This is a genomic window from Caulobacter sp. 602-2 (genome assembly GCF_011043625.1).
Classification (GTDB): Bacteria; Pseudomonadota; Alphaproteobacteria; order Caulobacterales; family Caulobacteraceae; genus Caulobacter.
This window is the reverse complement of sequence record NZ_JAAKGT010000008.1, coordinates 134,081-157,552: the sequence shown is the minus strand read 5'-3', so window position 1 is coordinate 157,552 and position 23,472 is coordinate 134,081. Positions and strand designations below refer to the sequence as shown.

The following is a 23,472-nucleotide window of genomic DNA, read 5'->3' as shown; positions in this document are numbered from 1 at the left end:
GGGAGGATCTACGAAGACCAACCGTTCGAGGGCCGCCGATGTTCAACAAGATCCTGATCGCCAACCGGGGCGAGATCGCGGTGCGGGTGATCAAGACGTGCCGGCGGCTCGGGATCGCCACGGTGGTGGTCTATTCGGACGCCGACGCCGACAGCCTGGCGGTCGAGATGGCCGACGAGGCCGTGCACATCGGCGCCTCGCCGGCCGCGCAGAGCTATCTGGTGGCCGACAAGATCATCGCCGCCTGCAAGCAGACCGGCGCCCAGGCCGTGCACCCGGGCTTCGGCTTCCTGTCGGAGAAGGCCGAGTTCGCGCAGAGGTGCGCCGACGAGGGGATCGTGTTCATCGGTCCCAATCCCGGCGCCATCTCGGCCATGGGCGACAAGATCGAGAGCAAGAAGTTCGCCGCCGCCGCGGGGGTCTCCTGCGTGCCGGGCCATATCGGCGAGATCGCCGATGTCGCCGAGGCGATCAAGATCTCCGAAGAGATCGGCTATCCGGTGATGATCAAGGCCTCGGCCGGCGGCGGCGGCAAGGGCATCCGCGTGGCCTGGAGCCGCAAGGACGTCGAGGAGGGCTTCCCGGCCGTGCGGGCCGAGGCCGCCGGCGCCTTCGGCGACGACCGCATCTTCATCGAGAAGTTCATCGAAAGCCCGCGCCACATCGAGATCCAGGTGCTGGGCGACAAGCACGGCCACGTCGTCCACCTGTTCGAGCGCGAATGCTCGATCCAGCGGCGAAACCAGAAGGTCATCGAGGAAGCGCCCAGCCCCTTGCTGGATCCAGAAACCCGCGCGGCCATGGGCGCCCAGGCCGTGGCCCTGGCCAAGGCGGTGAACTACGACAGCGCCGGCACCGTCGAGTTCGTGGCCGGCCAGGACAAGAGCTTCTACTTCCTGGAGATGAACACCCGCCTGCAGGTCGAGCACCCGGTCACCGAGCTGATCACCGGCCTTGATCTGGTCGAGCAGATGATCCGCAGCGCGGCCGGCGAGCCGCTGTCGTTCGGCCAGGACGACCTCTCCATCAACGGCTGGGCCATCGAGAGCCGGATCTACGCCGAGGATCCCTATCGCAAGTTCCTGCCCAGCATCGGCCGCCTGGTGCGCTACGCCCCGCCCGAAGAGGGCGAGAAGGCTGGTTACGCCGTGCGCAACGACGCCGGGGTGCGAGAGGGCGACGAGATCTCGATGTACTACGACCCGATGATCTCCAAGCTCTGCACCTGGGCCCCGACCCGCAGTGAGGCGGTGGCGGGCATGGCCCGGGCGCTGGAGGACTTCCACATCGAGGGCCTGGGCCACAACGTGCCGTTCCTGGCCGCGGTGATGGACCAGGACCGCTTCGTCTCCGGAAAGCTGGCCACCAGCTACATCAAGGACGAGTTCCCCGACGGCTTTGCCGGAACCGAGCCCACCGCCTTCCAGGCCGACCTGCTGACCGCCGTCGGCTGCGCCATGCAGCGCCTCCAGGCCCAGCGCCTGGGCCGCGCCCGGGCCGACTGGACGGTGGTGATCGGCCACGGCAAGCAGCGCGTGCACCTGTCCGGCGAGGGCCAGTCCCTGAGCGTCGAGCTGCTCGACGCGGGCCGCACGCTGAACCTGGCCGACATCGCCTGGCGGCCGGGCCTGCCCACCTTCCGCGGCGTGCTGGACGGCCAGGCCTTCACCGCCGAGGTCGCCCCCGCGCCCGAGGGCTTCACCATCCGCCACCGCGCCGCCAAGGCTAGGGTGCTGGTGCTGACCGCCCGCAGCGCCGAACTGCACGACAAGCTGCCCGCCAAGGCCCCGGCCGACACCTCCAAGCTGGTGCTCTCGCCGATGCCGGGCCTGGTGGTCTCCATGGACGTCGCGATCGGCCAGCAAGTCCGCGAGGGCGAGGTCGTCTGCGTGCTCGAGGCCATGAAGATGCAGAACATCCTCCGCGCCGAGCGCGACGCCGTCGTCAAGACCGTCAACGCCAAGCCCGGCGATCCCGTCGCCGCCGATCAGGTCCTCGTGGAGTTCGACTGACGCCTGTGTTTAGGTCGCCCCCGAAATCAATCGGGGGACGATTCCATGGACGTGAAGCACAAGCTGTTCGGCTTTTCCGGGCGTATCCGGCGGCTCGACTACTGGCTGCTGGGGATCGGCACGAGCATCACCATCGGCGTGCTCGACGCGGTCCAGACGCTGGTGCTGAACGCCGGTGACTTCAACGCCCTGGAGACGGGCGGCAACATCGCCAGCGTCGTGATCTCGCTGGCGCTCAACCTGATGGGTCTCTGGATCAACATCGCCCTGATGCTCAAGCGCTGTCACGACCGCGACAAGCGTTGGGGCTGGGTGGCCTTCTTCCTGCTGGTGCCGATCGTCGGCTGGATCTGGGGTTTCATCGAGCTGGCCTTCCTGGACGGCACCCAGGGGCGCAACCGCTTTGGTCCCTCGCCCAAGGGCGTCGGCGGCGGCGAAGAGGACGACCTGGCCAAGGTCTTCGCCTGAGCACGGCCGGGTTTCGGCGGCGCGGCGAGCAACCTTGGGTTTGTGAAACGCCGCGTCGCGTGATCTAAGCTTGGCCATGGCCAAGAAGCGCACGCATTTTCTTGTCGAAGGACTGTTCGGGTTCGAGGGCCGCATGCGGCGCTCTGAGTTCTGGATGCTGAACATCGGGATCGGCGCGATCAAGTTCGTGCTGGCGCTCGTGATCGGCGGGGCCATGGGCCTGGGGATGGGCGACCAGCAGGGGCTCTTCGTGCGCCTGGGCCTGGATGCGCTGTTCTTCTGGCCGGCGCTGGCCTTCGCGGTGAAGCGCGGGCACGACCGCAACCGCCCGGCCGCCTTTTCGATCGGACTGACGGCGGTCATCACCGGCATGGCGCTGTGGCTGGTCTTCCTGTCGGCCTCGGTGACCGCGGCCGCCGGGGCCGCCGACATGGGCACGGTGGCCGTCATCGGCATCGGCTCGCTGATCTATATCGCCCTGCTGATCTACTGGTTCGTCGACTATGGCTGCCTGGACGGCACGAAGGGGCGCAACCGGTTCGGCGCGTCGCCCAAGGGCCTGAAGGGTCCCGGCGACAAGGACCTGTCCGAAGCCTTCGCATGAAGACGCTGGCCGGCAAGCTGTTCGGTTTCTCCGGGCGGCTGGTCCGTCGCGACTACTGGCTGCTGGGCCTGCCGGCCTTCGCCGCACTGGTCGCGGTCAACCTGCTGATCCCGGTCGAGATGACGCCGGGCGGGCCGATCTATACGCCGCCGGTCATCCTGCGCCTGGCGCTGTCGGCGCCGCTGATCTGGGCGCTGTACGCGATCGGGCTCAAGCGCTGCCACGATCGCGGCAAGGGACGCGGCTGGCTGCTGCTGTTCCTGGTCGTGCCCGTGGCCGGCTGGGCCTGGAGCCTCGTCGAACTGGGCTTCCTGCGCGGCCAGCCGGGCGCCAACCGTTTCGGCCCTTCGCCCTACGGCGACGAGAGCCTCGACGAGATATTTGCCTGATGACCTTCGCCCAGAAGCTGTTCGGCTTTCACGGTCGTTTACGCCGGCGGGACTTCTGGCTGCTCTTCATCCTGATGATCGGCGCGTCGGCCGCATTGGCGTTCGCGGTGCGCCGTGGGCTGGGCCTGGCGCCCGACGATCCGTGGATGGATGCGCTGAACCTGGTCACCGCGTGGCCGATGACGGCCATTGCGGTCAAGCGCCTGCATGATCGCGACCGCAGCGGCTGGCTGGTGATCATCATCTGGGCGCAGACCGCCGTGTCGATGCTCGCCGCCTTGTATCCTGGTTCCAGACTCCAAGTGATCGCCCAGGTCCTGTTCGGCCTTGTCCAGCTCTGGATGCTCGTCGACCTTGGCATTCTCGACGGCACGAAGGGCCCCAACCGATACGGCCCTTCGCCCAAGGGGATCGGCCCGACGCCGGAAGGCGAGATCAGCGAAGTTTTCGCCTGAGGGTGTGACCCGGCGGCGACTTCCGCTGGCGCTCGGCTGCGCCTAGGTTCCGCCGAGAAGAGTCGCGGAGCCTTAGATGAACGGTCGGATCGATTGGGCGGAGCTGTTCCTGTCCTCAACGGGCAGGCTGGCGCGTGCGCCGTTCCTGATCGCCTCGGCCGTGCTGATCGGCGTGGCGGTGCTGTACGAGGCCATCGCCGGCGACGTTCTGCGGCTGCTGACCGGCTGGCTCGTCTATTCGGCCCTGTTCTACAGCGGCGCCTGCGTGCTTTCGAAGCGCCTGCACGATCGCGGCCGCTCGGGCTGGTGGGCGGCGCTGGTGCTGGTGGCCCTGGTCGCCGTCTGGCCGACCCCGCAGCACTTCCTCGACTTCGTGTTCGCCCTGGTGATCGTCTGGGCGATCGTCGAGCTGGGCGTCATGGGAGGAGAGCAGGGGGCCAACCGCTACGGCCAGCCGCCCCTGAAGGCGCCCGCGATCTAGTCGCCCTGCACCGGCGCTTCGGCGTCCTCGACCGCGCCGAACACCTTGCGGAAGCTGGCCTTCAGGGCCTCGTCGGCCTCGTCCAGCGTCACCGGCAGGCCAAGGTCCACCAGGCTGGTGACCCCGTGCTCCACCTGGCCGCAGGGCACGATGCCCGAGAAGTGCGACAGGTCAGGCTCCACGTTCAGGCTGATCCCGTGGAAGCTGACCCAGCGGCGCAGCTTGACGCCGATGGCGGCGATCTTGTCCTCGCGCGACCAGCCCGCGCCCTTGCGCTCGACCCAGACGCCCACGCGTCCCTCGCGCATCTCGCCGGTGACGTTGAAGGCGGAAAGGGCGTCGATGATCCAGGCCTCCAGGGCCGCGACGAAGGCGCGCACGTCGCGCCCGCGCCGGGTCAGGTCCAGCATCACATAGGCCACCCGCTGGCCGGGGCCGTGATAGGTGAACTGGCCGCCGCGGGCGCTCTCGAACACCGGAAAGCGCTCGGGCTCCAGCAGGTCGGCGGTCTTGGCCGAGACGCCGGCGGTGTAGAGCGGCGGGTGCTCCAGCAGCCAGATCAGCTCGCCCGCCGTCCCGTCGGCGATGGCCGCCGCGCGGGCCTCCATGGCGGCAACGGCTGCCGGGTAGGGCACGTAGCCGGTCGAAACCGCCCACCCCGCCGGGGCGCCGTCGGGGCGCGACAAATCGGGAAGGCCTTTGTCTTCAAGGTTTAACGGGCGATCAAGCATGCGGCCTTAGTCTTGCATGAGCCGGGGCGCGGTCATCCCGCCGCTCGGCAACTTCAGTTCCAGGGGCCTTACTTCGTGAGCCAGGTCAACGCCGTCAATGTCGAGATCTCCGTTCTGCTCGGCCGGTCGATCCTGCCGATGCAGCAACTGCTGCGCATGGGCCGCGGCGCGGTGATCCCGCTGGACGCCAAGACCAACGACGAGGTCTGGATCCTGGCCAACAACCACCCGATCGCCCGCGGCGAGATCCAGATCAACGACGATCGCATCGCCATCCAGGTGACCGGCCCGGCCGACGTCTACGACTACATGGCCGGCGGCGCCTGAAGTTCCCTGTGGGTTCTTCGAGATAATCGAACTCTCCTCTTCCCAAAGCCGATTCAGTTTGCTACCTGCCGCGCCTCACCACGAGCGGTCGTGGCGGAATTGGTAGACGCGCAGCGTTGAGGTCGCTGTGGGGCAACCCGTGGAAGTTCGAGTCTTCTCGACCGCACCAGGTGAACTTGCGTAGAGCGCGGCAGGCTTCGGTTTCCGAATCGCCTTCCGCGCTCTAACCATTTTTCGGCCAAGGTTTGGGAGCAACCGCCCGCCAAGCTTCGGCTTTCAATCATTCGGATCACGCGCGCGCAGCTCAAGCCTCGCCTAAAGTTCAGGAGGTCCCCATGACCCGGGAAAACGCCGACCTGAGCGAAGACGCGCGCCACGCCCTGACCATTCCCGAGCCCGAGGTCGTCGAGGATCTCGAAGACCTGGCGCTCGGCGACGACTACGCCCTCAAGCCCGACTATGTGGAGATGGTGGTCGACGCGGCCGATCGCGGCGACACCGCGCGCCTGTCCGAGCTGGTGGGCGCGCTCGACCCGGCCGACGTCGCCGACCTGATGGGCTTCCTGTCGGCCGCCTATCGCGAGGAGGTCATCCCCGTCCTGGCGCCCCACGCGCTGGGCGAGATCATCTCCGAACTGGAAGACAACATCCGCGAGGAGGTGCTGGAGGCGACCCCGTCGGTCACCCTGGCCCGCGCGCTGGAAGAGCTGGACACCGACGACGCCGCCGACGTCATCGACGACCTGGACGACACCAAGCGCTTCCAGGTGCTGGCGGCCATGGGCGAGACCGACCGGGCGGCCATCGAGACCACGCTGTCCTACGAGGACGAGACCGCCGGCCGCCTGATGCAGCGCGAGTTCCTGGCCGCGCCGCAGTTCTGGACCGTCGGCCACACGATCGAGCACGTGCGCCAGTCGGGCGACAGCCTGCCGGAGCTGTTCTTCGACGTCTATGTGGTCGACCCCTCGTACACCCCCGTCGGCGCCCTGCCGATCAGCCTGCTGCTGACCAGCAAGCTGGAGACCCCCCTGGCCGAGATCATGGAGCCGGTGACCGAGATCACCGTCGACATGGACCAGGAGGAGGTGGCCTACATCTTCGACAAGTACCACCTGATCAGCGCCCCGGTCGTCGAGGCCGGTGGTCGCCTGGTGGGCCAGATCACCGTCGACGACATCGTCGGCGTCATCCGCGAGGAGGCGCAGGAAGACATCCTGGCGCTGGCCAACGTGTCCGACGTCGGCCGCGACGCCAGCGTCGTCGAGATCGTGCGCTCGCGCCTGCCCTGGCTGCTGCTGAACCTCCTGACCGCGACCATCTCGGTTTCGGGCATCGCCCTGTTCCAGGAAGAGATCTCCAAGCTGGTGGCCCTGGCGGTGCTGATGCCGATCGTCTCGTCGCTGGGCGGCAACGCCGGCACCCAGACGCTGGCGGTGGCCGTGCGGGCGCTGTCGAGCAAGGAGCTGACGGCCGCCAACGCCACGCGCATCATCACCCGCGAGCTGCTGGTGGGCCTGATGAACGGCCTGACCCTGGCCATCGTGATGGGCGGGGCGGTCTATGTCTTCTACGACAATCCCAAGCTGTCGCTGACCGTGGCCCTGGCGCTGGTGGTCAACATCTTCACCGCCGCCGTCGGCGGCATCCTGGCGCCGCTGACGCTGGAGAAGATGGGCCGCGACCCGGCCGTGTCGTCGTCGATCTTCGTGACCTTCCTGACCGACTTCGCCGGCTTCTTCTCGGTGCTGCTGATCGCGGCGCTGCTGTTCAATTGATCCTGGCCGTCCGGTTCATTTTTCTTACCCATTCCTTGAGAAACGGCGCCGGTCTTGCGCGGGACGAGGCGAGGGCATCCGCCCCTGTTTCAAATTGGGTCGTTTCTCGCGATGAAGCCGCGTCATCAGGTCTCCCGCGCCGCCGTCGATCTCATCAAGAGATTCGAGGGCTATCGGCAGAAAGCCGCCCAGCTGCCCGACGGCCGCTGGACGATCGGCTACGGGCACACCCTGACCGCCCGGGGCGGCGCCAGCGTCTCGGAACAGGACGCCGAGGCCCTGCTGCTCTACGACCTGATCACCGTGGCCCATGCGGTGAACGAGCACACCTACGCCCCGCTGAACCAGAACCAGTTCGACGCCCTGACCTGCTTTGCGTTCAACATCGGGACCGAGAACTTCATGCGCTCGGGCGTGCTGCGCCGGATCAACGAGGGCTCGCTGCTGCAGGCCGCCTGCGCCATGGAGATGTGGCGCAAGGCCGACTTCGAGGGCGAGCGGATCGTCATCGACGCCCTGGTGCGCCGCCGCGCCGCCGAGAAGACCCTGTTCCTGACCCCGCCCGACGGCCAGTGGGTGCCCGCGCCCAGCCCGGTGCTGCGGCCCAAGGTCGACTACGACGCCAGCTGCGCTGTTCCGAAACAGACCCCGGCCGCCGTCTCGGCCCGCCTGGAGGGCGACAGGGCCGTCGCCGAGCGCGAGGAAGGCCCCGCGCCCCTGACCCCGGCCGTGCCGGAAGAGGACGCCCCCAGCGCCAGCCAGCAGGCCGCCGCGGCCGTCAGCGCCCGCCTGGAAGCCATCCTGGCCGACGAGCCCGTCCGCCCGGTCGTCAAGCCGGTGCAGGACCTGGCCATGCCCGAGCCGCCGCTGGCTCCCGCTGCGGCCCCCGCGCCGGTCCCGGCCGCCGAGCCCGCCCCGGTGCTGCACGCGCCCGTCGAGCCCGCGCCGACCCTGGAGCCCTTCCGCCTGACGCCGGAAGAGCCGGTTCCGGCCCAGGCTCCGCTGTTCGTGCCCGATCCTCCGGCGGCGCCGGCCCCCCTCCCGTCGCAGGTCGAGCCGACCCTGTTCGAGACCGCCCGCGAGCCGGCCCGGTCACCCTTCAACCTGGGCGGCTTCTCGACCAGCGGCGCCGAGGTCGACATCCAGACCCTGGACGTGCCGCTGAACCCGCCCGAGCAGCCGGCCTTCGGCGGCGGCAGCCTGCTGGTCAGCCTGGGCCTGCTGGGCCTGGCCCTGTTCGGCGGCGGCGTACTGTGGAACCTGTCGGTGGCCTCCGATCCGGGCCTGACCGCCGTGCGCATGTTCGGCTGGGGCGCCAGCGTCATCGGCGTCATCTGCTTTGCGGTCTCGGCCTATCTGCTGCTGCGCAAGCTGGGCGGACCCGATCTGGACGACGAATGATCGTCGAACGCCGTGGCTGAAAGGCCGGTCGGACCCCTGATCGCCGAAGAAAAGAGCATGAACGCCCGCTGGTCTCGTTGATCGGCGGGCGTTTGTGCTATGCCTCTGGGCATGACGCTGCAAACCGCACCCTCGATGGACTTCGCGCTCGGCGAGACGGCCGACGCGATTCGTGAAACCACGGCCCGCTTCGCCGCCGACAAGATCGCGCCCCTGGCGGCCCGGATCGACGAGACCAACGCCTTCCCGCGCGAGCTGTGGGTCCCGATGGGCGACCTTGGCCTGCACGGCATCACGGTCGAGGAGGAATTCGGGGGGCTCGGCCTCGGCTATCTCGAGCACGTGGTGGCCATGGAGGAGATCTCCCGCGCCTCGGCCTCGGTGGGCCTGTCCTACGGCGCCCACTCCAACCTCTGCGTCAACCAGATCCGCCGCTGGGCCACGCCCGAGCAGAAGACCCGCTACCTGCCCAAGCTGATCAGCGGCGAGCATGTCGGCTCCCTGGCGATGAGCGAGGCCGGCGCCGGCTCGGACGTCGTCTCGATGAAGCTGCGCGCCGAGCAGGTCGGTGACCGCTACGTGCTGAACGGCGCCAAGTTCTGGATCACCAACGCCCCGCACGCCGACGTGCTGGTGGTCTACGCCAAGACCGGCGAAGGCAGCCGCGGCATCACCGCCTTCCTGGTCGAGAAAGGCATGAAGGGGTTCAGCGTCTCCAAGAAGCTCGACAAGATGGGCATGCGCGGCTCCGACACCGCCGAGCTGGTGTTCGAGGACTGCGAGATCCCCGAGGAGAACGTCATGGGCCCGGTGGGCGGCGGCGTCGGGGTGCTGATGAGCGGCCTCGACTACGAGCGCGCCGTGCTGTCGGCCGGCCCCCTGGGCATCATGCAGGCCTGCCTCGACTACGTGCTGCCCTACGTGCGCGACCGCAAGCAGTTCGGCCAGGCGATCGGCTCGTTCCAGCTGATGCAGGGCAAGGTCGCCGACATGTACGTGGCCCTCAACTCGGCGCGGGCTTATGTCTACGCCGTCGCCAGGGCCTGCGACGCGGGCAAGACCACCCGCTTCGACGCCGCTGGCGCGATCCTGATGGCCAGCGAGAACGCCGTGAAGGTGTCCCTGGAAGCCATCCAGGCCCTGGGCGGGGCCGGCTACACCAAGGAATGGCCGGTCGAGCGCCTGCTGCGCGACGCCAAGCTCTACGACATCGGCGCCGGCACCAACGAAATCCGCCGCTACCTGATCGGCCGCGAACTGGTCGGGGCGTAGAAACAAAATCCTCCCCCGGTGGGGGAGGTGTCGCCGAAGGCGACGGAGGGGGGACGTTTTCAGCCGTCGCGGCGCTGGCCTATGCGCCCCTAAGCCCTTCCCCATCGAGGGGGAAGGGAGAAGACCCGCGGACGGGGATGGAGCCGCGTGGATCCCCGGCGTATCCCGAAAAGAGTTCCACGAACTCAACCACTTCCAACTTTCTCGCGCCCCTGGATCAGACGGGCTCAAACCCGCCGTACACTCAAAGCTGTCCCGTCGCGGGGAGAGGGCGCAAGGATCCGGCCCGAAGCGTGCGGCGGTGATGCGATCGAGCGGGGCCGCCGGAGCTGCGTGAGCAGGGCCGGGCCAGGCTTAAATGAGGATGGGGGACGTAAACCCATCCATCGGGAGCTTGCCTAAATAGGCTCCCGCCCGTCCAAGGGTCCGCGCCGCCATGCACGCCTGGCCGTCAAGAAACGGGGCGCCCTGCATGGGGAAGGGGTAAAAGGCGGAAGAGGCCTGCGCGCCCCGGCCTGAGGGATAACGATCGCGCGGGGCGTTCAGCTTCGTCGAAACGGTACTTGAAACTCACACATCCGGGCGAAGCCCGGACGCCCCGCGCCCTCTCCATCAGCTCTGCGCAATCGCGCGAGAGGCGGAGAAGCCGCGCCTCCGCGCGGCCCCCTCAGTCGCTCCGCGACAGCTCCCCCAGAGGGGGAGCATCTTGCTGACTAGATCCTCCCCCTCTGGGGGAGGTGGCCCGGAGGGCCGGAGGGGGTCAGCACCGTCCCATTGACTAACTCATAACTCATCAGTTATGAAACTCACATAACCCGTCAGTTATCGATTATCCCCCATGGAAACCCAGACCGACCTCCTGTTCCGCGCCCTGGCCGACCCGACCCGTCGGGCCCTGTTCGAGCGGCTGTGCCGCGAGGGCGAGCAGACCGTGGGGGCGTTGACGGCGACGGCGGGGGTGTCGCAGCCGGCGGTGTCCAAGCACCTGGCGGCGCTGAAGGCGGCCGGTCTGGTCGCCGACCGGCACGAGGGCCGGCAGACCCACTACAGCCCCCGTACGGCGGCCCTGGGGCCGCTGGCGGACTGGACCAAGGACATGGCGCGGTTCTGGGAAGGGCGGTTCGACGCCCTCGAGGACCTGTTGAGCAGGATGGACCAATGACCGATACGCGCACCGCCGTCGTCGAGCGGGAATTCCAGCATCCCCCGGAAAAGCTGTGGCGGGCCCTGACCCAGCCGCACCTGATCGAGGAATGGCTGATGAAGAACGACTTCGCCCCGAAGGTCGGCCATCGCTTCCAGCTGAAGGGCGAGTGGGGCGGCACGCTGGACTGCGAGGTGCTGACCATCGAGCCGGGCCGCGTGCTGGCCTACCGCTGGGACTTCGACCACGAGGACCCGGCCTATGGCCTGAAGAGCATCGTCACCCTGACGCTGACCCCCACCGCCGCCGGCACGCATCTGCGCATGGAGCAGGCCGGCTTCCGTCCCGACCAGAAGCAGGCCTACGGCGGCGCCCACGCCGGCTGGAAGACCTTCTTCGACAAGCTGGACGGACTGCTGGCGAAGGAAGGGTAGGGGCGAAACCCTCGCCCTTCGGCAGGCTCAGGGTGAGGGTTTTCAGCCGCCGAGCCGACCATGGTCCTCATCCTGAGCTTGTCGAAGGACGAGGACCACGCAACCACAACAAAGGGAGAAAACCATGAGCGGCTTCATCCGCCAGGGCCATCGCTGGCTCTCCATCGCCTTCACCCTGGGCGTGCTGACCTACATCGCCGTGATGACCACGAAGGGCCAGCCGGCGGCGTGGGTGGGCCTGCTGGCCCTGATCCCGTTGATCCTGCTGCTGGTCTCGGGGCTTTATCTGTTCGCGCTGCCCTACGTGCTGCGCTGGCGGAGGAAGGGCTGAGCCATGACGGGCGACAAGGGTTCCGTGAAGCTGCTCGCGGGCGGCAATCCGCAGATCCCCAAGGGCGACGGCGACGCGCCCGTCCAGGCCTACATCGCCGCCATGCCCGGCTGGAAGCGACAGGTGGGCGAGCGCATCGACGCCGTGGTCGCCCGCGAGGTGCCCGGCGTGCGCAAGGCGGTGAAGTGGAACTCGCCGTTCTACGGCGCGCCGGACGGCGAGGGCTGGTTCCTCAGCCTGCATTGCATGACGAAGTACGTGAAGGTGGCCTTCTTCAAGGGCGCGGCGCTGGAGCCGCCTCCGCCGGGGCCCTCGAAGCAGGCCAACGTGCGCTATCTCGACGTCTACGAGGACAGCCTGAGCGAAGGGGCCTGGGACGAGGCCCGGTTCGCCGACTGGGTGCGGCAGGCCGCCGCCCAGCCCGGCGAGAAGATGTGAGGGAGTGACGACATGAAGGCGGAAGCCGCCGGCGAGCCCCAGAGCGGGGCGCAGGCCAGCAAGCTGATCGACGAGCGCATCGCCTCGCTGGGCGACTGGCGCGGAGAGACCCTGGCCAGGGTGCGGGCCCTGATCCACGAGGCCGATCCCGACGTGCTGGAGGAGTGGAAGTGGCGCGGCACGCCGGTGTGGTCGCACGGCGGCATCGTCTGCACGGGCGAGACCTACAAGGCCTACGTCAAGCTGACCTTCGCCAAGGGCGCGGCGCTGCCGGATCCCGCGGGGCTGTTCAATTCCAGCCTGGAGGGGAACACTCGCCGGGCGATCGACATCCACGAGGGCGCGACGATCGACGGGGCGGCGCTGAAGGCGCTGTTCCAGGCGGCGGTGGCGCTGAACCTGAGCAAGAAGAAGGGCAGGAAAACCCCTCTCTCCTAGAGAGAGGGAGGGGCCCGCCGCGAAGCGGTGGGAGGGTGAGAGGTTTCAGAGTCGGACGTCTTTGTGAGGCCCGTTTGTTTGCGGGGAGGGGCGGGCTTGCCTGTCGGCGGCGTACCCACTCACCCTCCCACGCCTTGCGGCGCGGGCCCCTCCCTCTCTCCATGAGAGAGGGTCGAAAAAAGCCGCCCCGGTTGCCCGGGACGGCCTTTTCGTTTCGCTTTCGCGACGCCTTAGAACTTGTAGGTGGCGCCGACGAAGAAGCGACGGCCGGCATAGCCGGTGTTGATCAGGCGGATGTCGCCGGCCCAGGTGGACTCGTCTTCCTTCGTCAGGTTCTTGCCTTCGACGAAGAGCGCGAGGCCTTCCGGACCCGGCTTCCAGGTGACCTTGCCGTCCAGGTAGCCGGTCGGATCGCGGAAGATCGGGTTGGCCGAGGTGTCGGCCGCCGTGACCAGGTATTCCGAGCGGTAGTTGTAGGCGAGGCGGGCGTTGATCGGGCCCTTCTCGTACCACAGGGTGGCGTTGTAGCTGTGCTTCGACAGGCCCGGATAGGGCAGCTGCGAACCGTCCAGCGAGCTGTAGACGCCGACGTCGGTGGCCTTCTGGTAGGTGTAGTTGAAGTCGACGCCCAGGCCCGACAGCAGGCCCGGCAGCCAGGTGAAGGCCGTCTTGGCGGTCAGCTCGACGCCCTGGATCTTGGCGCCGTCGCCGTTGATGTAGGTGTTGTAGTAGTACAGCGTGCCGTCGCCGAAGATGTCCTGCTGGCCCAGGTTGGTGCGCTGCGACAGGTAGAACGAGCGGATGTCCTTGTAGAAGAAGCCGGCCGACAGCTGGGTGTCGCTGTCGGGGTACCACTCGAACGACAGGTCGTACTGGTTAGCGCGGTACGGCTTCAGGCCCGGGTTGCCGGCGGTGCAGCTGTCGGGGCCGTCTTCCGACGTGCCGTCGTTGGTGTAGTTGATGGTGCAGGTGACGCTGGGCATCAGGTAGTTGACCAGCGGGCGGGCCATCAGCTGGGCGAAGCCGGCGCGGGCGCTCAGGCGGTTGTCGATCAGCCAGGTCTGGATGTTGAAGCTCGGCAGATAGACCGTGTACTTCTTGGTCATCGTCGTCTGGACGTTCGACACCGTCGTGGTGGTGGCGACGTTGTTGACGAGACGGGTCTCGTTGCGGGTCAGCTGGCCCGTGGCGGTCGTCTCGGTGGTGACGCGACGGACGCCGAAGTTGCCGAGAACTTCCTTGCCCAGCAGGTCGAAGCCGTAGTCCAGACGGATGTACTGGGCGCCGGTCTTCTCACCGACGCGGTACGGGATCTGGTCGTAGGTCTTACCGTCGTTGCCGACGCCCTTGTACAGGTTGTCGAGGTTGAAGTGCGTCGTGTCGAGGTATTGCGAGATACCGGCGAACGACGGGTACTTCCAGCTGTCGGGCAGGCCGTTGCCGCCGTAGTAGAAGTTCGACGGCAGCTGGGTCATGGCCTGGGCGAACACGGCGTTCGAGAAGGCGCGCGACCAGGTCTCGGTCGAGTTCCAGTAGCTGGTCTGATAGGCGTTGCCGAGCACCGGGTTGGTCTGGTCGGCGGTCTGTCCGGCCAGCACCGTGGCGGTCGAGTTCACCGAGTTGGCGTAGATGACGATGTCGTCCAGCGCGCTGGTCGGGTTGGCGCCCGTGTTGACGATGTAGCCGCCGTAGCCGTAGCCGTAGGTGTTGGCGTCCGAATAGCGGCCGCCGAACTTGACGCTCTTCAGGAACGGCAGGTCGGTGCGGTAGGTGAAGTCGATCTTGTACTGGTCTTCCTCGCTGGCCGACTGCGAGGGGCGGTACTGGATCTGGTACTGGTTGACCGCCGAGGCGTCCGAGGGGCTGTAGCCCTGGGCGAAGGTGAAGATCGGGGCCGAGCCGTTCGGGTCCAGCGTGACCTTCAGGCCGGGCGTGTTGAACGACACCGAGGCGTTGTTGGTCTGGCTGAGGGTCTCGGTTTCGCCGTGCGAACCGACGAAGTCGACCTTCAGGCGCTCGCCGTCATAGTTGAAGCCGAACGTCGTGTACTTGGACTCCGAGGTGTACTTGAAGTCGCGCGACGAGATGCTGAAGGCGTTGTTGCCGCCGCGGTTGGCCGTGCCGACGCAGTCGCCGATGACGAATTCGGTGACGTTGTGGTTGGCGTCGACCTTCACGCCCGGGACGTTCTGGGCGGTGGCGGCCGTGACGCGGGCGCAGCCCGGGCCGTAGTTCAGGGCGTCGAGCGAGGTCAGGCCCGTGCCGTAGTTGATGTCGTTGAGGATCTGCTCGCGCTTGTTCTGCTGGTAGGTGACGAAGGCGTTCAGGTTGTCGGTGAACTTGTACTGGGCGGTGAACTCACCCGAGGTGCGGGTGTCGTCACGGGTCCAGACGCGGTAGCGCGGCACGCGCGGGCTGTAGTCGTACCACTGGCTTTCGCAGGCGGTGCGGGCCTGGGCGGTCGACAGCACCGCGGCGTTCGGCGTCGTGATGGTGGCGCAGCTGGCTTCGGTGTCGAAGCCGGCGATGTAGTCGCTGACCGCCTTGCCGTAGGTCGGGTTGTAGTACTCGACGGTCTTGTCGGCCGAGTTGTCGAAGTCGCCGAGCAGGGCCCAGGAGTGGTCGTCGTAATAGTCGCCGCGGGTCAGGACGCGGTCGTAGGTGACGTTGCCCATCAGGCCCAGGCGGCCGTCGAACAGCTGGGTGGCGCCGAACACGCTGCCGCGCGGCTTCCAGCCGGGCAGGGTGTCGAGCTTCTGCTGCGAGGCCGTGAACGACATCGTCGGCTTCTTGAAGTCGAGCGGCTTGCGGGTGGTCACCGACACGGTGCCGCCGACGCCGCCTTCGGTCATGTCGGGGGTGAAGCCTTTGAAGACGTCGATCGACTTGACCATTTCCGACGGCAGTTCGCGGAAGTCGTTCGAGCGGCCGCCGCCGCCGTAGACCGACAGGTTGCCGGCGGTCGACAGGGCGCTGACGCCGTTGATCTCGACGCGGTTCAGGTCGGGTTCGACGCCGCGGATCGACACCGCGTTGCCTTCACCAAAGTCGCGGGCCAGCTGCACGCCGGTGACGCGGCCCAGGGCTTCGCCGACGTTCTTGTCGGGGAACTGGCCGATGTCTTCGGCGACGATCGAGTCCGAGACCGTGCCGGCGCGCTTCTTGCGGCCCATGGCCGACTGCAGGCTGGCGCGGGTGCCGACGACGACGACTTCCTCGACGGCGGTCTCGGTGGACGCGCCGGCGGCGGGAGCCGGAGCGGTCTGGGCGAGGGCCGAGCCGCCGCCGACCAGCAGCAGGACGGCCGCCATGCCCGTGGTGCGCATCAGTCCGTTATCGCGTCGGACCTTGGTGTTGACCTTCATAGTATTCCTCCAAGTCGTGGGTGGCGAACCACCCGGCCGGCGGCGTCTCGCGAGGCGGCCGGCCTTAAAGTCGTGAGATGGAAGCCTGGGCGGCGGGAGCGTCCGACGAAGACCGGCAGTCGAATCGGAAGTCCCTGGGCCCGGGCCGTTGCGATGCGCGAAGATCGAGGGCAGGGCGGACCGGCGGCGCTGTGCGCTCTGGCGGACGTTCCTGACGGCGAGCCTGGGGTAAGGAGCTGACGCCTCGACGGTCGGCGGCGAAACGCTGCGCCGGTCCGTATCTCGATCTTCTGCGATCGTGCGCGTGTTGCGGACACGCGGCACTGTCCAAGGCGGTCTGTCGTCCGTCGCGGACCTTTGGTCTCTGCGTACGGAACGTATCCATCCATTTCCAAACCGAAGCCACGAGTCAACGGTCTGTAGACAAAATTGCGTCGGCGGGGCCTGTAGCCCCATTCGTGTGACAATTAAAGCACCATATTCCCATATGGTGGAATGCTTTTGCAGTAATCGGGATTAGTGCTTGATTTTGGCGCGTATCCTGCCCACTGTGGCGACATTCGGCGCGTCCGCGCGCCCGGCCGACGGCAAGATCGGGATCGAGAGGAAACGACAGGACATGGCCCCAAGGGCCTTCCCCGTTCCCTACCGCCCCATCGAACCGCCTGCCGCCTTGGGGTAGTCAGCAGGGAGGGACAGTCATCCCACCGGTCGCTTCGGCGGCGCGTCGGACGCTTTCGCAGAAGGCTCGGGCGTGACGAGGATACCGGTGTCTATAGCGGTCTTTTAGTCACTAGAGATTGTGGTCGCGTTTCTCGGCGTTGTGTGTGCGTGCCGTGGGTCGACGCTTCCGGAAGCGGGTTTCGCAAGGGGTTGCGGGCGCGCTTCGAGCACTGACCGTCCCGTCCTGCAGAGGGCGGGGCGAATTCCATATCTGGGGGGCTCTGCCGGGCGTCAACGCGCCTGGCGAGTCTGATCGCCGCGGCGCCTTGTCCGCGAGCCTGGCGCGTGGGCGCACCGAGATTTTCTATTCCCGAAACGAAAGAAGCCCCGGAACGTGTCCGAGGCTTCCGATCCGTTCACGGCCTGCGCTCGGGCGCGCGGCCGAAGGACGGCATTTGTCCGCAAAGGGCGCTGGAGGTCAGGGTTGACCCATGGTCTTCACGGAGCGTTCCAGCGCGTTCGCGATCGACAAATGAGACACTGGATCACCTCCTTTCGGCTGCGCGTCACAACCTGACGCCCAACTAAGGTTGGGTGCGAAAGGCGCTTTGGCAAGTGGCCGGCGACGGCGCGCGCGACCTGTCCGATCGGGTGATGGGGGCAGCCCCGGTTCGCGCAAAGGGGGACCGTGCGCGATCCGGGGCCGCGCTCCTGGCGGCTGGCTAGAGGGCGCGCCAGGCCAGGAGGATGAGAGTCCAGAGACCAAGGTTGAAGGCCAGGGCCGCCACACGGGGGCCGTTCACGCGCGCGGCCAGGGCCACGGCGCGAGGGCGCTGGGCATGGGGAGCGGCGGTGGCGGCGGTGCGGGTCACGGCGGTGGTTCCTTCGGATGTCGGGGCGACGCCGGGTGCGTCGCGCTTCTGATGATTAAGATAGGAAGCCGGCCGTTAGTTTCATATGCGACAAAACGGACGCGGGGCCTCATGGTCCTGCGCGAATTGTCGCAGAGAGTCGCGCATGCCCGCCTGGGATCCTGACGTCTATTCCCGCTACCGCGCCTATCGCGACCGGCCGGCCCTGGACCTGATGCTGAAGATCCCTCGCGACCTGGATCCCAAGGAGATCTGGGACCTGGGCTGCGGCCTGGGCGAGCACGCCGCGCTGCTGGCCGCGCGTCATCCCGGAGCCGTGGTCCACGGCCTGGATTCGAGCCCGCAGATGCTCGAGCGCGCCAAGGGGCAGGGGGCGGACGTCGACTGGGTGCTGGGCGACATCGACGCCTGGCGCCCGGCCGTCGCCCCCGACCTGATCTTCACCAACGCCGCCCTGCAATGGCTGGATGGGCACGAGGCGCTGTTTCCCCGGCTGCTGCAAAGCCTGGCGCACGGCGGGGTGCTGGCCTGCCAGATTCCCCAGGTCGAGGACGCCGGCTGGCGGCGCAGCCTGCGCGAGGTCGCCGCCGAGGGTCCTTGGGCCGGCAAGCTGGCGGCGCTGGACGGCGTGCGCCAGGGTCACGATCCGCGCGCCTATCACGACTGGCTCTCGCCGCTGGCCGGAGACCTCGACGTCTGGGTGACGACCTATGTCCACGCGCTGGAGGGCGAGGACCCGATCGTCGACTGGACCTCGGGCACGAGCCTTCGACCCTATCTGGAGCGGCTGGAGCCCGGCGCCGAGACGGCGGCGTTCCTGGCGGCCTGGCGCGAGCGGCTGGCGCAGGACTATCCGCGGCGGGACGACGGGATCACGCTGCTGCCGTTCACGCGACTGTTCGTGGTGGCGCGGCGGTAGAGGGCTTTTGATCCCTCTTTCCAAGAGAGAGGGATCAGAAAACTACTCCATCTCCGCCAGGCTCTTCCTGCGCCGGAGCTCCGTCACCGGAACCTCCAGGCCGTCGAGCGCCATCGCCGCGGCCTCGAAGCCCGCCGCCACGGCCGGTTCGAAGGCTTTCCAGTCGCGGATGTCGACGCCTTCCAGCTTCGGCGTGACCAGCACGTCGCTGGCCTCGCGGCTGGCGGCCAGGTCCCGGCTGGTGGAAACGGTGGCCGCGCGCATCAGCAGCGCGACGATGGGCGGGCCCTTGCGCCACTCGCCCGAGACCAGCCAGCGCCAGAACGACGGCGGCGTGACGATGTCGTCGGCGGTGATGCTGCGGCCGCGGGTGACGTCGACGCCGATGATGGGGCCCAGCTGGAAGGCGCGCATGACGTCGGCGGGGAAATTCTTCATCACCGCCCCGTCGACCAGCACCGCCTCGCCGTTGGTCACCGGCGGCAGCACCCCCGGCAGCGAGATCGAGGCGCGCAGCGCCCGATGCAGCGCTCCGGTGCGATGCAGGTGATAGGCGCCCGAGGTCAGGTTCGACGACACGCAGAAGAACGGCAGCCACAGGTCGGCGATGTCGATGTCGCCGAAGTGCTCGTGCAGGCGGTCCTTGACCTTCTCGCCCCGGGTCATGGCGATCAGCGGAAAGGCGATGTCGTCCAGCGGGCTGGATTCCACGAAGGCCTGGCGGATCCGGGTCTCCATCTCGCCGTCGTCCCAGCCCATGGCCAGGCCCGCCGCGACGATGGCGCCCATCGAGGCGCCGCCGACGAAGTCGATCGGCACGCCCCGTTCACGCAGCGCCTGGACGGCGCCGACATGGGCGTAGGCCCGCGCGCCGCCGCCGGAAAGGACGAGACCTACCGACTGCCCGGTCAGCACCCGGGCCAGGCGCTCCACGTCGGCCAGGCCGTTTTCGCGCAGGTGGAACAGCCGGGCCGCGTCGGTGGCCTCGACCCAGGCCTGCGAGCCCTGGGGTCGCTGGGCGGCGGGCGGCTGGATCAGGATCAGGTCGATCAGGCGCTGGGCCTGCAGCGGCCGCGAGGCGTAGGTCGGGAGCTCGCTTGGCGGCGGGCGATCGCCGCGGCCGACCCGGAACAGCCGGTCGACCTGGCGACCGACCACGTGCTTCCAGGCCGTCTCGTGCATCTCGGCGACGTACAGCACGAAGTCGTGGGTGCGCTCCACGCGGCTGAACCACTCGGTGGGGGCCAAGAGGCTCTCGCCGCCCTCGACGGTGACCGCATAGCCCAGCGAGGCGATGCAGCGGGCGATGCGCTCGATGATCGGGCGGATGGGCGGGCCGTCGCTGGCGGCGATGAAGCCGTAGACCGACGGGTCGCCGATGGAGGCGTGAGCGCCGGCCTGGCGAGCGCGGCGGATCATCAGCCGCGACAGCTCGATCATCACGTCGGGGTCCTGCTCGACCGCCTCGAAGAAGGCGGTGCGGGGCAGGGCCAGGACCTCGGAATCGCGCAGGGCCACCATATGGGCCGAGTGCGGGGCGCCGGCGATCATCGCCATTTCGCCGGCCGGCTCGCCCGGGCGGATCACGCCCAGGAACTGCGGTTCCTGGCCCTCTTCGCGCCTGAAGGCGCCGAGGCGGCCTGTGCGCAGGAAGTAGAGGTGGTCGGAGGCCTCGCCGGGCGCATAGAGTAGGGAGCCGCCGGGCAGGGAGAACCAGGCGGCGTCGCCCTCGCGCCCTTCGCGCGCGAACAGCCGGGCCAGGGCCGTGTCGGCCATGAAGTCGGGTAGGGTGACCACGAGACGGACGCTAAACGGAACCGGCGAGCTTTGCCAATGAGGGTGAAATATCGTCGCTTTCGGAAGGAAACGGAAAAGGCTATGCCTCGCCTATGCCGAAGCTGAACACGCTTATTGACAAGAACAGCGCTTCGTTCGCGAAAAACGCTGCCCACAACACGGCCCTGGTGGAGGAACTGCGCGAAAGGGTCGCGACCGCGGCCCTGGGCGGCTCGGAGAGCGCCCGCAGCAAGCACGCCGCCCGTGGCAAGCTGCTGCCCCGCGAGCGCGTCGAGCGTCTGCTGGACCCCGGTTCGCCGTTCCTGGAGATCGGCCAGCTGGCCGCCTTCGACCTCTACAAGGGCGAAGCGCCGGGCGCGGGAATCATCGCGGGGATCGGCCGGGTCTCGGGCCGCGAGGTGATGATCGTGGCCAACGACGCCACGGTGAAGGGCGGCGCCTATTTCCCGATGACGGTGAAGAAGCACCTGCGCGCCCAGGAGATCGCCGAGCAGAACCGCCTGCCGTGCGTCTATCTGGTCGACAGCGGCGGCGCGAACCTGCCCCACCAGGCCGAGGTGTTCCCCGACCGCGACCACTTCGGCCGGATCTTCTTCAACCAGGCGCGGATGAGCGCCCGCGGCATCGCCCAGATCGCCTGCGTCATGGGCTCGTGCACCGCCGGCGGCGCCTATGTGCCGGCGATGAGCGACGAGACCGTCATCGTGCGCGAGCAGGGCACCATCTTCCTGGCCGGCCCGCCGCTGGTGAAGGCCGCCACCGGCGAGGTGATCAGCGCCGAGGAACTGGGCGGGGCCGACACCCACGGCCGCCGTTCGGGCGTCGTCGACCACGTGGCCGACGACGACGAGCATGCGCTGGAGATCGTCCGCTCGATCGTCGCCAACCTCAACGCCGAGAAGCGGCACGAGGCGGTGGTCGCCGACGCCGAGCCGCCGCTCTACGACCCCGAAGAGATCTACGGCGTCGTGCCGACCGACGTGCGCGCGCCCTACGACGTGCGCGAGGTGATCGCCCGCATCGTCGACGGTTCGAAGTTCGACGAGTTCAAGGCGCTGTACGGCACGACCCTGGTCTGCGGCTTCGCCCGCATCTGGGGCCAGCCGGTGGCGATCCTGGCCAACAACGGCGTGCTGTTTTCCGAGAGCGCGCTGAAGGGCGCGCACTTCATCGAGCTGGCCTGCAAGCGCAAGATCCCGCTGGTGTTCCTGCAGAACATCTCGGGCTTCATGGTCGGCGGCAAGTACGAGGCCGGCGGCATCGCCAAGGACGGCGCCAAGCTGGTGACCGCGGTGGCGAGCGCAGAGGTGCCGAAGTTCACGGTGCTGATCGGCGGCAGCTTCGGGGCCGGTAATTACGGCATGTGCGGCCGCGCCTATAGCCCGCGTTTCCTGTTCACCTGGCCCAACAGCCGCATCTCGGTGATGGGCGGCGAGCAGGCCGCCAGCGTTCTGGCCACCGTCCACCGCGACGCCGCGACCTGGAGCGAGGAGGAGGCAGAGGCCTTCAAGGCTCCGATCCGCCAGCGCTACGAGGACGAGGGCAATCCCTACCACGCCACCTCGCGGCTGTGGGACGACGGGATCATTGATCCGGCGCAAACCCGCGACGTGCTGGGCCTGGCCATATCGGCCAGCCTGAACGCGCCGATTCCGGAGACGACCTTCGGCGTCTTCAGGATGTGACGGTGCAAGCGGAACCTCTGCTTTGGGCGTACCATTAGACTTCCGATTAGAAGGAGCGTGCTCATGACCAACCCCATCGCCGACCCGATCGTCGAGGTTCCCGACACCGACGCCATGAGCCCGCTGGTCCATATCGATTCCACGCCCGAGGGGGCGGTGACGGTGTGGATCAACCGGCCCGAGAAGAAGAACGCCTTCGACGGCGAGACCATCGCCGCTCTGGCCCAGGCGTTCGAGACCCTGCACGGGGCCGAGGGCGTGCGGATCGTGTTCCTGCGCGGCGTGGGCGGCACGTTCTGCGCCGGGGCCGACCTGGAATGGATGGCCGCCGCCGCCGAATGGGACGAGGACGACAACCGCACCGACGCGCTGGAACTGGCGCGGATGCTCAAGGCCCTGCACGACATCCCGGCCCTGACCGTGGCCCTGGTCGAGGGCGCGGCCTTCGGCGGCGGGGCGGGCCTGGTGGCCGCCTGCGACCACGCCCTGGCCAGCGCGGATGCGAAGTTCGCCTTTTCGGAAGTGAAGCTGGGCCTGACCCCGGCCACGATCAGCCCCTACGTCATCGCCGCCCTGGGGCCGCGCACGTCCAAGCTCCTGTTCGCCACCGGCCGGGTGTTCGACGCCGACGCCGCCTGGAGCTACGGCCTGGTCGACGAGGTGTTCGACGACGTCGAAGGCCTGGTCGCCGCCCAGGACGCCCTGATCGAGGAGGTGCTCGTCTGCGCGCCCGGCGCGATCGGCGACGCCAAGGCCCTGGTCAACGACTTCGCCTTCGAGAAGATCGATCGCGGCCTGATCGACGACAGCGCCCGCCGCATCGCCCGCCGCCGCGTCTCCGACGAGGGGCAGGAAGGCGTTCGGGCCTTCCTGGGCAAGCGCAAGCCCAGCTGGATGGCCGACAGCTAGCAAGCTGTATCCGAGCGGCGGTCATCGCGCGCGATGCGATTTCCTCAGGTTGTATCGCGCGTAGCATCATGCCCCGGGGCCACTTGGCGGGCCTTGGGGGATGATCATGATATCGCGTGCGGCTCTGGTGGTCGTGGCTCTCTGCGCGGCGGCGCTGTCCGGCTGCGTCGAGACGGTGCAGGGGGCGAACTGGAGCGGCCCGGATGTCTGGACCGGCGACGGGCGGCTCACCTCTAAGAAGGCTCTGCAGGAGCATGTCGAGGGCGTGGCCGTGCTGGTCTGCCGCCAGGCCGAGGAAGGGCGACTGGCCGACTGCCGGATCGGCCTTGAGACGCCGGAAGGCTACGGCTTCGCCGATGCGGCGATGCGGATGTCTGGGCAGATGAAGATCGTCCCCGCCGAGCGGCGTCCGTTGGGGGAAATCCTGGCCCTGCCGGTGTCGTTCTGCCCCACGCCCAAGGACCGCCCGGCCTGCCAGGCGCGCGCCGCGCAGCGGGCCAAGGAGGTGGCCGAGAAGGCGGGCTGAAGGCGAGTGCGCCTCGAAAGCCCCTTGCCCCGG

The 23,472-nt window shown here is 68.2% G+C and carries 23 protein-coding genes and 1 tRNA gene; 20 read left to right on the top strand and 4 right to left on the bottom strand.

The window, feature by feature from the left end:
- Positions 1-38: 38 nt before the first annotated feature.
- From G5B46_RS16665 to G5B46_RS16640, 6 genes are all read left to right on the top strand, one after another.
- Positions 39-2,012 (top strand): acetyl/propionyl/methylcrotonyl-CoA carboxylase subunit alpha, encoded by a 1,974-nt coding sequence (locus G5B46_RS16665; protein ID WP_165260493.1) that lies wholly within the window; start codon positions 39-41, stop codon positions 2,010-2,012.
- Between the two features lie 45 nt (positions 2,013-2,057).
- Entirely contained in the window at positions 2,058-2,480 is a 423-nt protein-coding gene (locus G5B46_RS16660) for a DUF805 domain-containing protein (RefSeq protein ID WP_165260491.1), read from the top strand.
- A 133-nt stretch (positions 2,481-2,613) separates the two neighbouring features.
- On the top strand, positions 2,614-3,084 hold the full coding sequence (locus G5B46_RS16655; RefSeq protein ID WP_165260489.1) for a DUF805 domain-containing protein: 471 nt from the start codon (positions 2,614-2,616) through the stop codon (positions 3,082-3,084).
- The gene (locus G5B46_RS16650) at positions 3,081-3,473 is read left to right on the top strand and encodes a DUF805 domain-containing protein (protein WP_165260487.1); all 393 of its coding nucleotides are present in this window, start codon (positions 3,081-3,083) and stop codon (positions 3,471-3,473) included. Before G5B46_RS16655 ends, G5B46_RS16650 begins: the two co-directional genes overlap by 4 nt.
- A complete protein-coding gene (locus G5B46_RS16645) occupies positions 3,473-3,928 on the top strand; it encodes a DUF805 domain-containing protein (RefSeq protein WP_165260485.1) in 456 nt (151 codons plus the stop codon). The genes G5B46_RS16650 and G5B46_RS16645 overlap by 1 nt, the downstream gene beginning before the upstream one ends.
- A gap of 76 nt (positions 3,929-4,004) precedes the next feature.
- The gene (locus G5B46_RS16640; RefSeq protein ID WP_101713424.1) at positions 4,005-4,409 is read left to right on the top strand and encodes a DUF805 domain-containing protein; all 405 of its coding nucleotides are present in this window, start codon (positions 4,005-4,007) and stop codon (positions 4,407-4,409) included.
- Here the strand turns inward: G5B46_RS16640 and lipB are convergent.
- Entirely contained in the window at positions 4,406-5,140 is a 735-nt protein-coding gene (gene lipB / locus G5B46_RS16635) for a lipoyl(octanoyl) transferase LipB (protein ID WP_165260483.1), read from the bottom strand. The two genes, G5B46_RS16640 and lipB, sit on opposite strands and share 4 nt — an antisense overlap.
- A 12-nt stretch (positions 5,141-5,152) precedes the next feature.
- Here lipB and G5B46_RS16630 point away from each other — a divergent pair, with 12 nt between their 5' ends.
- The 10 genes from G5B46_RS16630 to G5B46_RS16585 all read left to right on the top strand — a co-directional run bounded on the left by G5B46_RS16630 (position 5,153) and on the right by G5B46_RS16585 (position 12,703).
- Positions 5,153-5,467, top strand: coding sequence for a FliM/FliN family flagellar motor switch protein (locus G5B46_RS16630; RefSeq protein ID WP_101719464.1), 315 nt, complete (start codon positions 5,153-5,155; stop codon positions 5,465-5,467).
- 84 nt (positions 5,468-5,551) lie between these two features.
- Positions 5,552-5,636, top strand: a tRNA-Leu gene (locus tag G5B46_RS16625).
- 166 nt (positions 5,637-5,802) lie between these two features.
- Entirely contained in the window at positions 5,803-7,245 is a 1,443-nt protein-coding gene (gene mgtE / locus G5B46_RS16620; protein WP_165260481.1) for a magnesium transporter, read from the top strand.
- Between the two features lie 111 nt (positions 7,246-7,356).
- Positions 7,357-8,646 (top strand): lysozyme-family localization factor SpmX, encoded by a 1,290-nt coding sequence (gene spmX / locus G5B46_RS16615; RefSeq protein ID WP_165260479.1) that lies wholly within the window; start codon positions 7,357-7,359, stop codon positions 8,644-8,646.
- Between the two features lie 111 nt (positions 8,647-8,757).
- The gene (locus tag G5B46_RS16610) at positions 8,758-9,918 is read left to right on the top strand and encodes an isovaleryl-CoA dehydrogenase (protein WP_165260477.1); all 1,161 of its coding nucleotides are present in this window, start codon (positions 8,758-8,760) and stop codon (positions 9,916-9,918) included.
- A gap of 838 nt (positions 9,919-10,756) precedes the next feature.
- The gene (locus G5B46_RS16605; RefSeq protein WP_165260475.1) at positions 10,757-11,080 is read left to right on the top strand and encodes a metalloregulator ArsR/SmtB family transcription factor; all 324 of its coding nucleotides are present in this window, start codon (positions 10,757-10,759) and stop codon (positions 11,078-11,080) included.
- Positions 11,077-11,496 (top strand): SRPBCC domain-containing protein, encoded by a 420-nt coding sequence (locus tag G5B46_RS16600; protein ID WP_165260473.1) that lies wholly within the window; start codon positions 11,077-11,079, stop codon positions 11,494-11,496. Before G5B46_RS16605 ends, G5B46_RS16600 begins: the two co-directional genes overlap by 4 nt.
- 124 nt (positions 11,497-11,620) lie before the next feature.
- Entirely contained in the window at positions 11,621-11,827 is a 207-nt protein-coding gene (locus G5B46_RS16595; protein ID WP_165260472.1) for a hypothetical protein, read from the top strand.
- Between the two features lie 3 nt (positions 11,828-11,830).
- Positions 11,831-12,265, top strand: coding sequence for a DUF1801 domain-containing protein (locus tag G5B46_RS16590; protein ID WP_165260470.1), 435 nt, complete (start codon positions 11,831-11,833; stop codon positions 12,263-12,265).
- A gap of 12 nt (positions 12,266-12,277) precedes the next feature.
- Entirely contained in the window at positions 12,278-12,703 is a 426-nt protein-coding gene (locus tag G5B46_RS16585) for a DUF1801 domain-containing protein (protein ID WP_165260468.1), read from the top strand.
- 230 nt (positions 12,704-12,933) lie between these two features.
- Here G5B46_RS16585 and G5B46_RS16580 read toward each other — a convergent pair whose 3' ends face one another.
- Positions 12,934-16,068, bottom strand: a complete 3,135-nt coding sequence (locus G5B46_RS16580) for a TonB-dependent receptor (RefSeq protein WP_276611598.1) — start codon at positions 16,066-16,068, stop codon at positions 12,934-12,936.
- 1,385 nt (positions 16,069-17,453) lie between these two features.
- Positions 17,454-17,603 carry a hypothetical protein gene (locus G5B46_RS16575; protein WP_165260264.1) on the bottom strand — a complete coding sequence of 50 codons (150 nt, stop codon included), beginning with the start codon at positions 17,601-17,603 and terminating at the stop codon, positions 17,454-17,456.
- Positions 17,604-17,748: 145 nt separating this feature from the next.
- Between G5B46_RS16575 and G5B46_RS16570 the strand changes: the two genes are divergently transcribed.
- Positions 17,749-18,522 carry a methyltransferase domain-containing protein gene (locus G5B46_RS16570; RefSeq protein WP_165260466.1) on the top strand — a complete coding sequence of 258 codons (774 nt, stop codon included), beginning with the start codon at positions 17,749-17,751 and terminating at the stop codon, positions 18,520-18,522.
- Between the two features lie 42 nt (positions 18,523-18,564).
- Here G5B46_RS16570 and G5B46_RS16565 read toward each other — a convergent pair whose 3' ends face one another.
- Positions 18,565-20,298 carry a patatin-like phospholipase family protein gene (locus G5B46_RS16565; protein WP_165260585.1) on the bottom strand — a complete coding sequence of 578 codons (1,734 nt, stop codon included), beginning with the start codon at positions 20,296-20,298 and terminating at the stop codon, positions 18,565-18,567.
- 113 nt (positions 20,299-20,411) lie between these two features.
- Between G5B46_RS16565 and G5B46_RS16560 the strand changes: the two genes are divergently transcribed.
- From G5B46_RS16560 to G5B46_RS16550, 3 genes are all read left to right on the top strand, one after another.
- Positions 20,412-22,004, top strand: a complete 1,593-nt coding sequence (locus tag G5B46_RS16560; protein WP_165260464.1) for a carboxyl transferase domain-containing protein — start codon at positions 20,412-20,414, stop codon at positions 22,002-22,004.
- A 63-nt stretch (positions 22,005-22,067) separates the two neighbouring features.
- Positions 22,068-22,913, top strand: a complete 846-nt coding sequence (locus G5B46_RS16555) for an enoyl-CoA hydratase-related protein (RefSeq protein WP_165260462.1) — start codon at positions 22,068-22,070, stop codon at positions 22,911-22,913.
- Between the two features lie 106 nt (positions 22,914-23,019).
- The gene (locus tag G5B46_RS16550; protein ID WP_165260460.1) at positions 23,020-23,439 is read left to right on the top strand and encodes a hypothetical protein; all 420 of its coding nucleotides are present in this window, start codon (positions 23,020-23,022) and stop codon (positions 23,437-23,439) included.
- The last annotated feature ends 33 nt before the right edge of the window (positions 23,440-23,472 follow it).

What these genes read in the sequence shown, in the direction of transcription:
- G5B46_RS16665 (WP_165260493.1), top strand. Translation starts at nt 39, where the DNA reads ATGTTCAACAAGATCCTGATCGCCAACCGGGGCGAGATCGCGGTGCGG.
- G5B46_RS16660 (WP_165260491.1), top strand. Translation starts at nt 2,058, where the DNA reads ATGGACGTGAAGCACAAGCTGTTCGGCTTTTCCGGGCGTATCCGGCGG.
- G5B46_RS16655 (WP_165260489.1), top strand. Translation starts at nt 2,614, where the DNA reads ATGCGGCGCTCTGAGTTCTGGATGCTGAACATCGGGATCGGCGCGATC.
- G5B46_RS16650 (WP_165260487.1), top strand. Translation starts at nt 3,081, where the DNA reads ATGAAGACGCTGGCCGGCAAGCTGTTCGGTTTCTCCGGGCGGCTGGTC.
- G5B46_RS16645 (WP_165260485.1), top strand. Translation starts at nt 3,473, where the DNA reads ATGACCTTCGCCCAGAAGCTGTTCGGCTTTCACGGTCGTTTACGCCGG.
- G5B46_RS16640 (WP_101713424.1), top strand. Translation starts at nt 4,005, where the DNA reads ATGAACGGTCGGATCGATTGGGCGGAGCTGTTCCTGTCCTCAACGGGC.
- lipB (WP_165260483.1), bottom strand. Translation starts at nt 5,140, where the DNA reads ATGCTTGATCGCCCGTTAAACCTTGAAGACAAAGGCCTTCCCGATTTG.
- mgtE (WP_165260481.1), top strand. Translation starts at nt 5,803, where the DNA reads ATGACCCGGGAAAACGCCGACCTGAGCGAAGACGCGCGCCACGCCCTG.
- spmX (WP_165260479.1), top strand. Translation starts at nt 7,357, where the DNA reads ATGAAGCCGCGTCATCAGGTCTCCCGCGCCGCCGTCGATCTCATCAAG.
- G5B46_RS16610 (WP_165260477.1), top strand. Translation starts at nt 8,758, where the DNA reads ATGACGCTGCAAACCGCACCCTCGATGGACTTCGCGCTCGGCGAGACG.
- G5B46_RS16605 (WP_165260475.1), top strand. Translation starts at nt 10,757, where the DNA reads ATGGAAACCCAGACCGACCTCCTGTTCCGCGCCCTGGCCGACCCGACC.
- G5B46_RS16600 (WP_165260473.1), top strand. Translation starts at nt 11,077, where the DNA reads ATGACCGATACGCGCACCGCCGTCGTCGAGCGGGAATTCCAGCATCCC.
- G5B46_RS16595 (WP_165260472.1), top strand. Translation starts at nt 11,621, where the DNA reads ATGAGCGGCTTCATCCGCCAGGGCCATCGCTGGCTCTCCATCGCCTTC.
- G5B46_RS16590 (WP_165260470.1), top strand. Translation starts at nt 11,831, where the DNA reads ATGACGGGCGACAAGGGTTCCGTGAAGCTGCTCGCGGGCGGCAATCCG.
- G5B46_RS16585 (WP_165260468.1), top strand. Translation starts at nt 12,278, where the DNA reads ATGAAGGCGGAAGCCGCCGGCGAGCCCCAGAGCGGGGCGCAGGCCAGC.
- G5B46_RS16580 (WP_276611598.1), bottom strand. Translation starts at nt 16,068, where the DNA reads ATGAAGGTCAACACCAAGGTCCGACGCGATAACGGACTGATGCGCACC.
- G5B46_RS16570 (WP_165260466.1), top strand. Translation starts at nt 17,749, where the DNA reads ATGCCCGCCTGGGATCCTGACGTCTATTCCCGCTACCGCGCCTATCGC.
- G5B46_RS16565 (WP_165260585.1), bottom strand. Translation starts at nt 20,298, where the DNA reads ATGGCCGACACGGCCCTGGCCCGGCTGTTCGCGCGCGAAGGGCGCGAG.
- G5B46_RS16560 (WP_165260464.1), top strand. Translation starts at nt 20,412, where the DNA reads ATGCCGAAGCTGAACACGCTTATTGACAAGAACAGCGCTTCGTTCGCG.
- G5B46_RS16555 (WP_165260462.1), top strand. Translation starts at nt 22,068, where the DNA reads ATGACCAACCCCATCGCCGACCCGATCGTCGAGGTTCCCGACACCGAC.
- G5B46_RS16550 (WP_165260460.1), top strand. Translation starts at nt 23,020, where the DNA reads ATGATATCGCGTGCGGCTCTGGTGGTCGTGGCTCTCTGCGCGGCGGCG.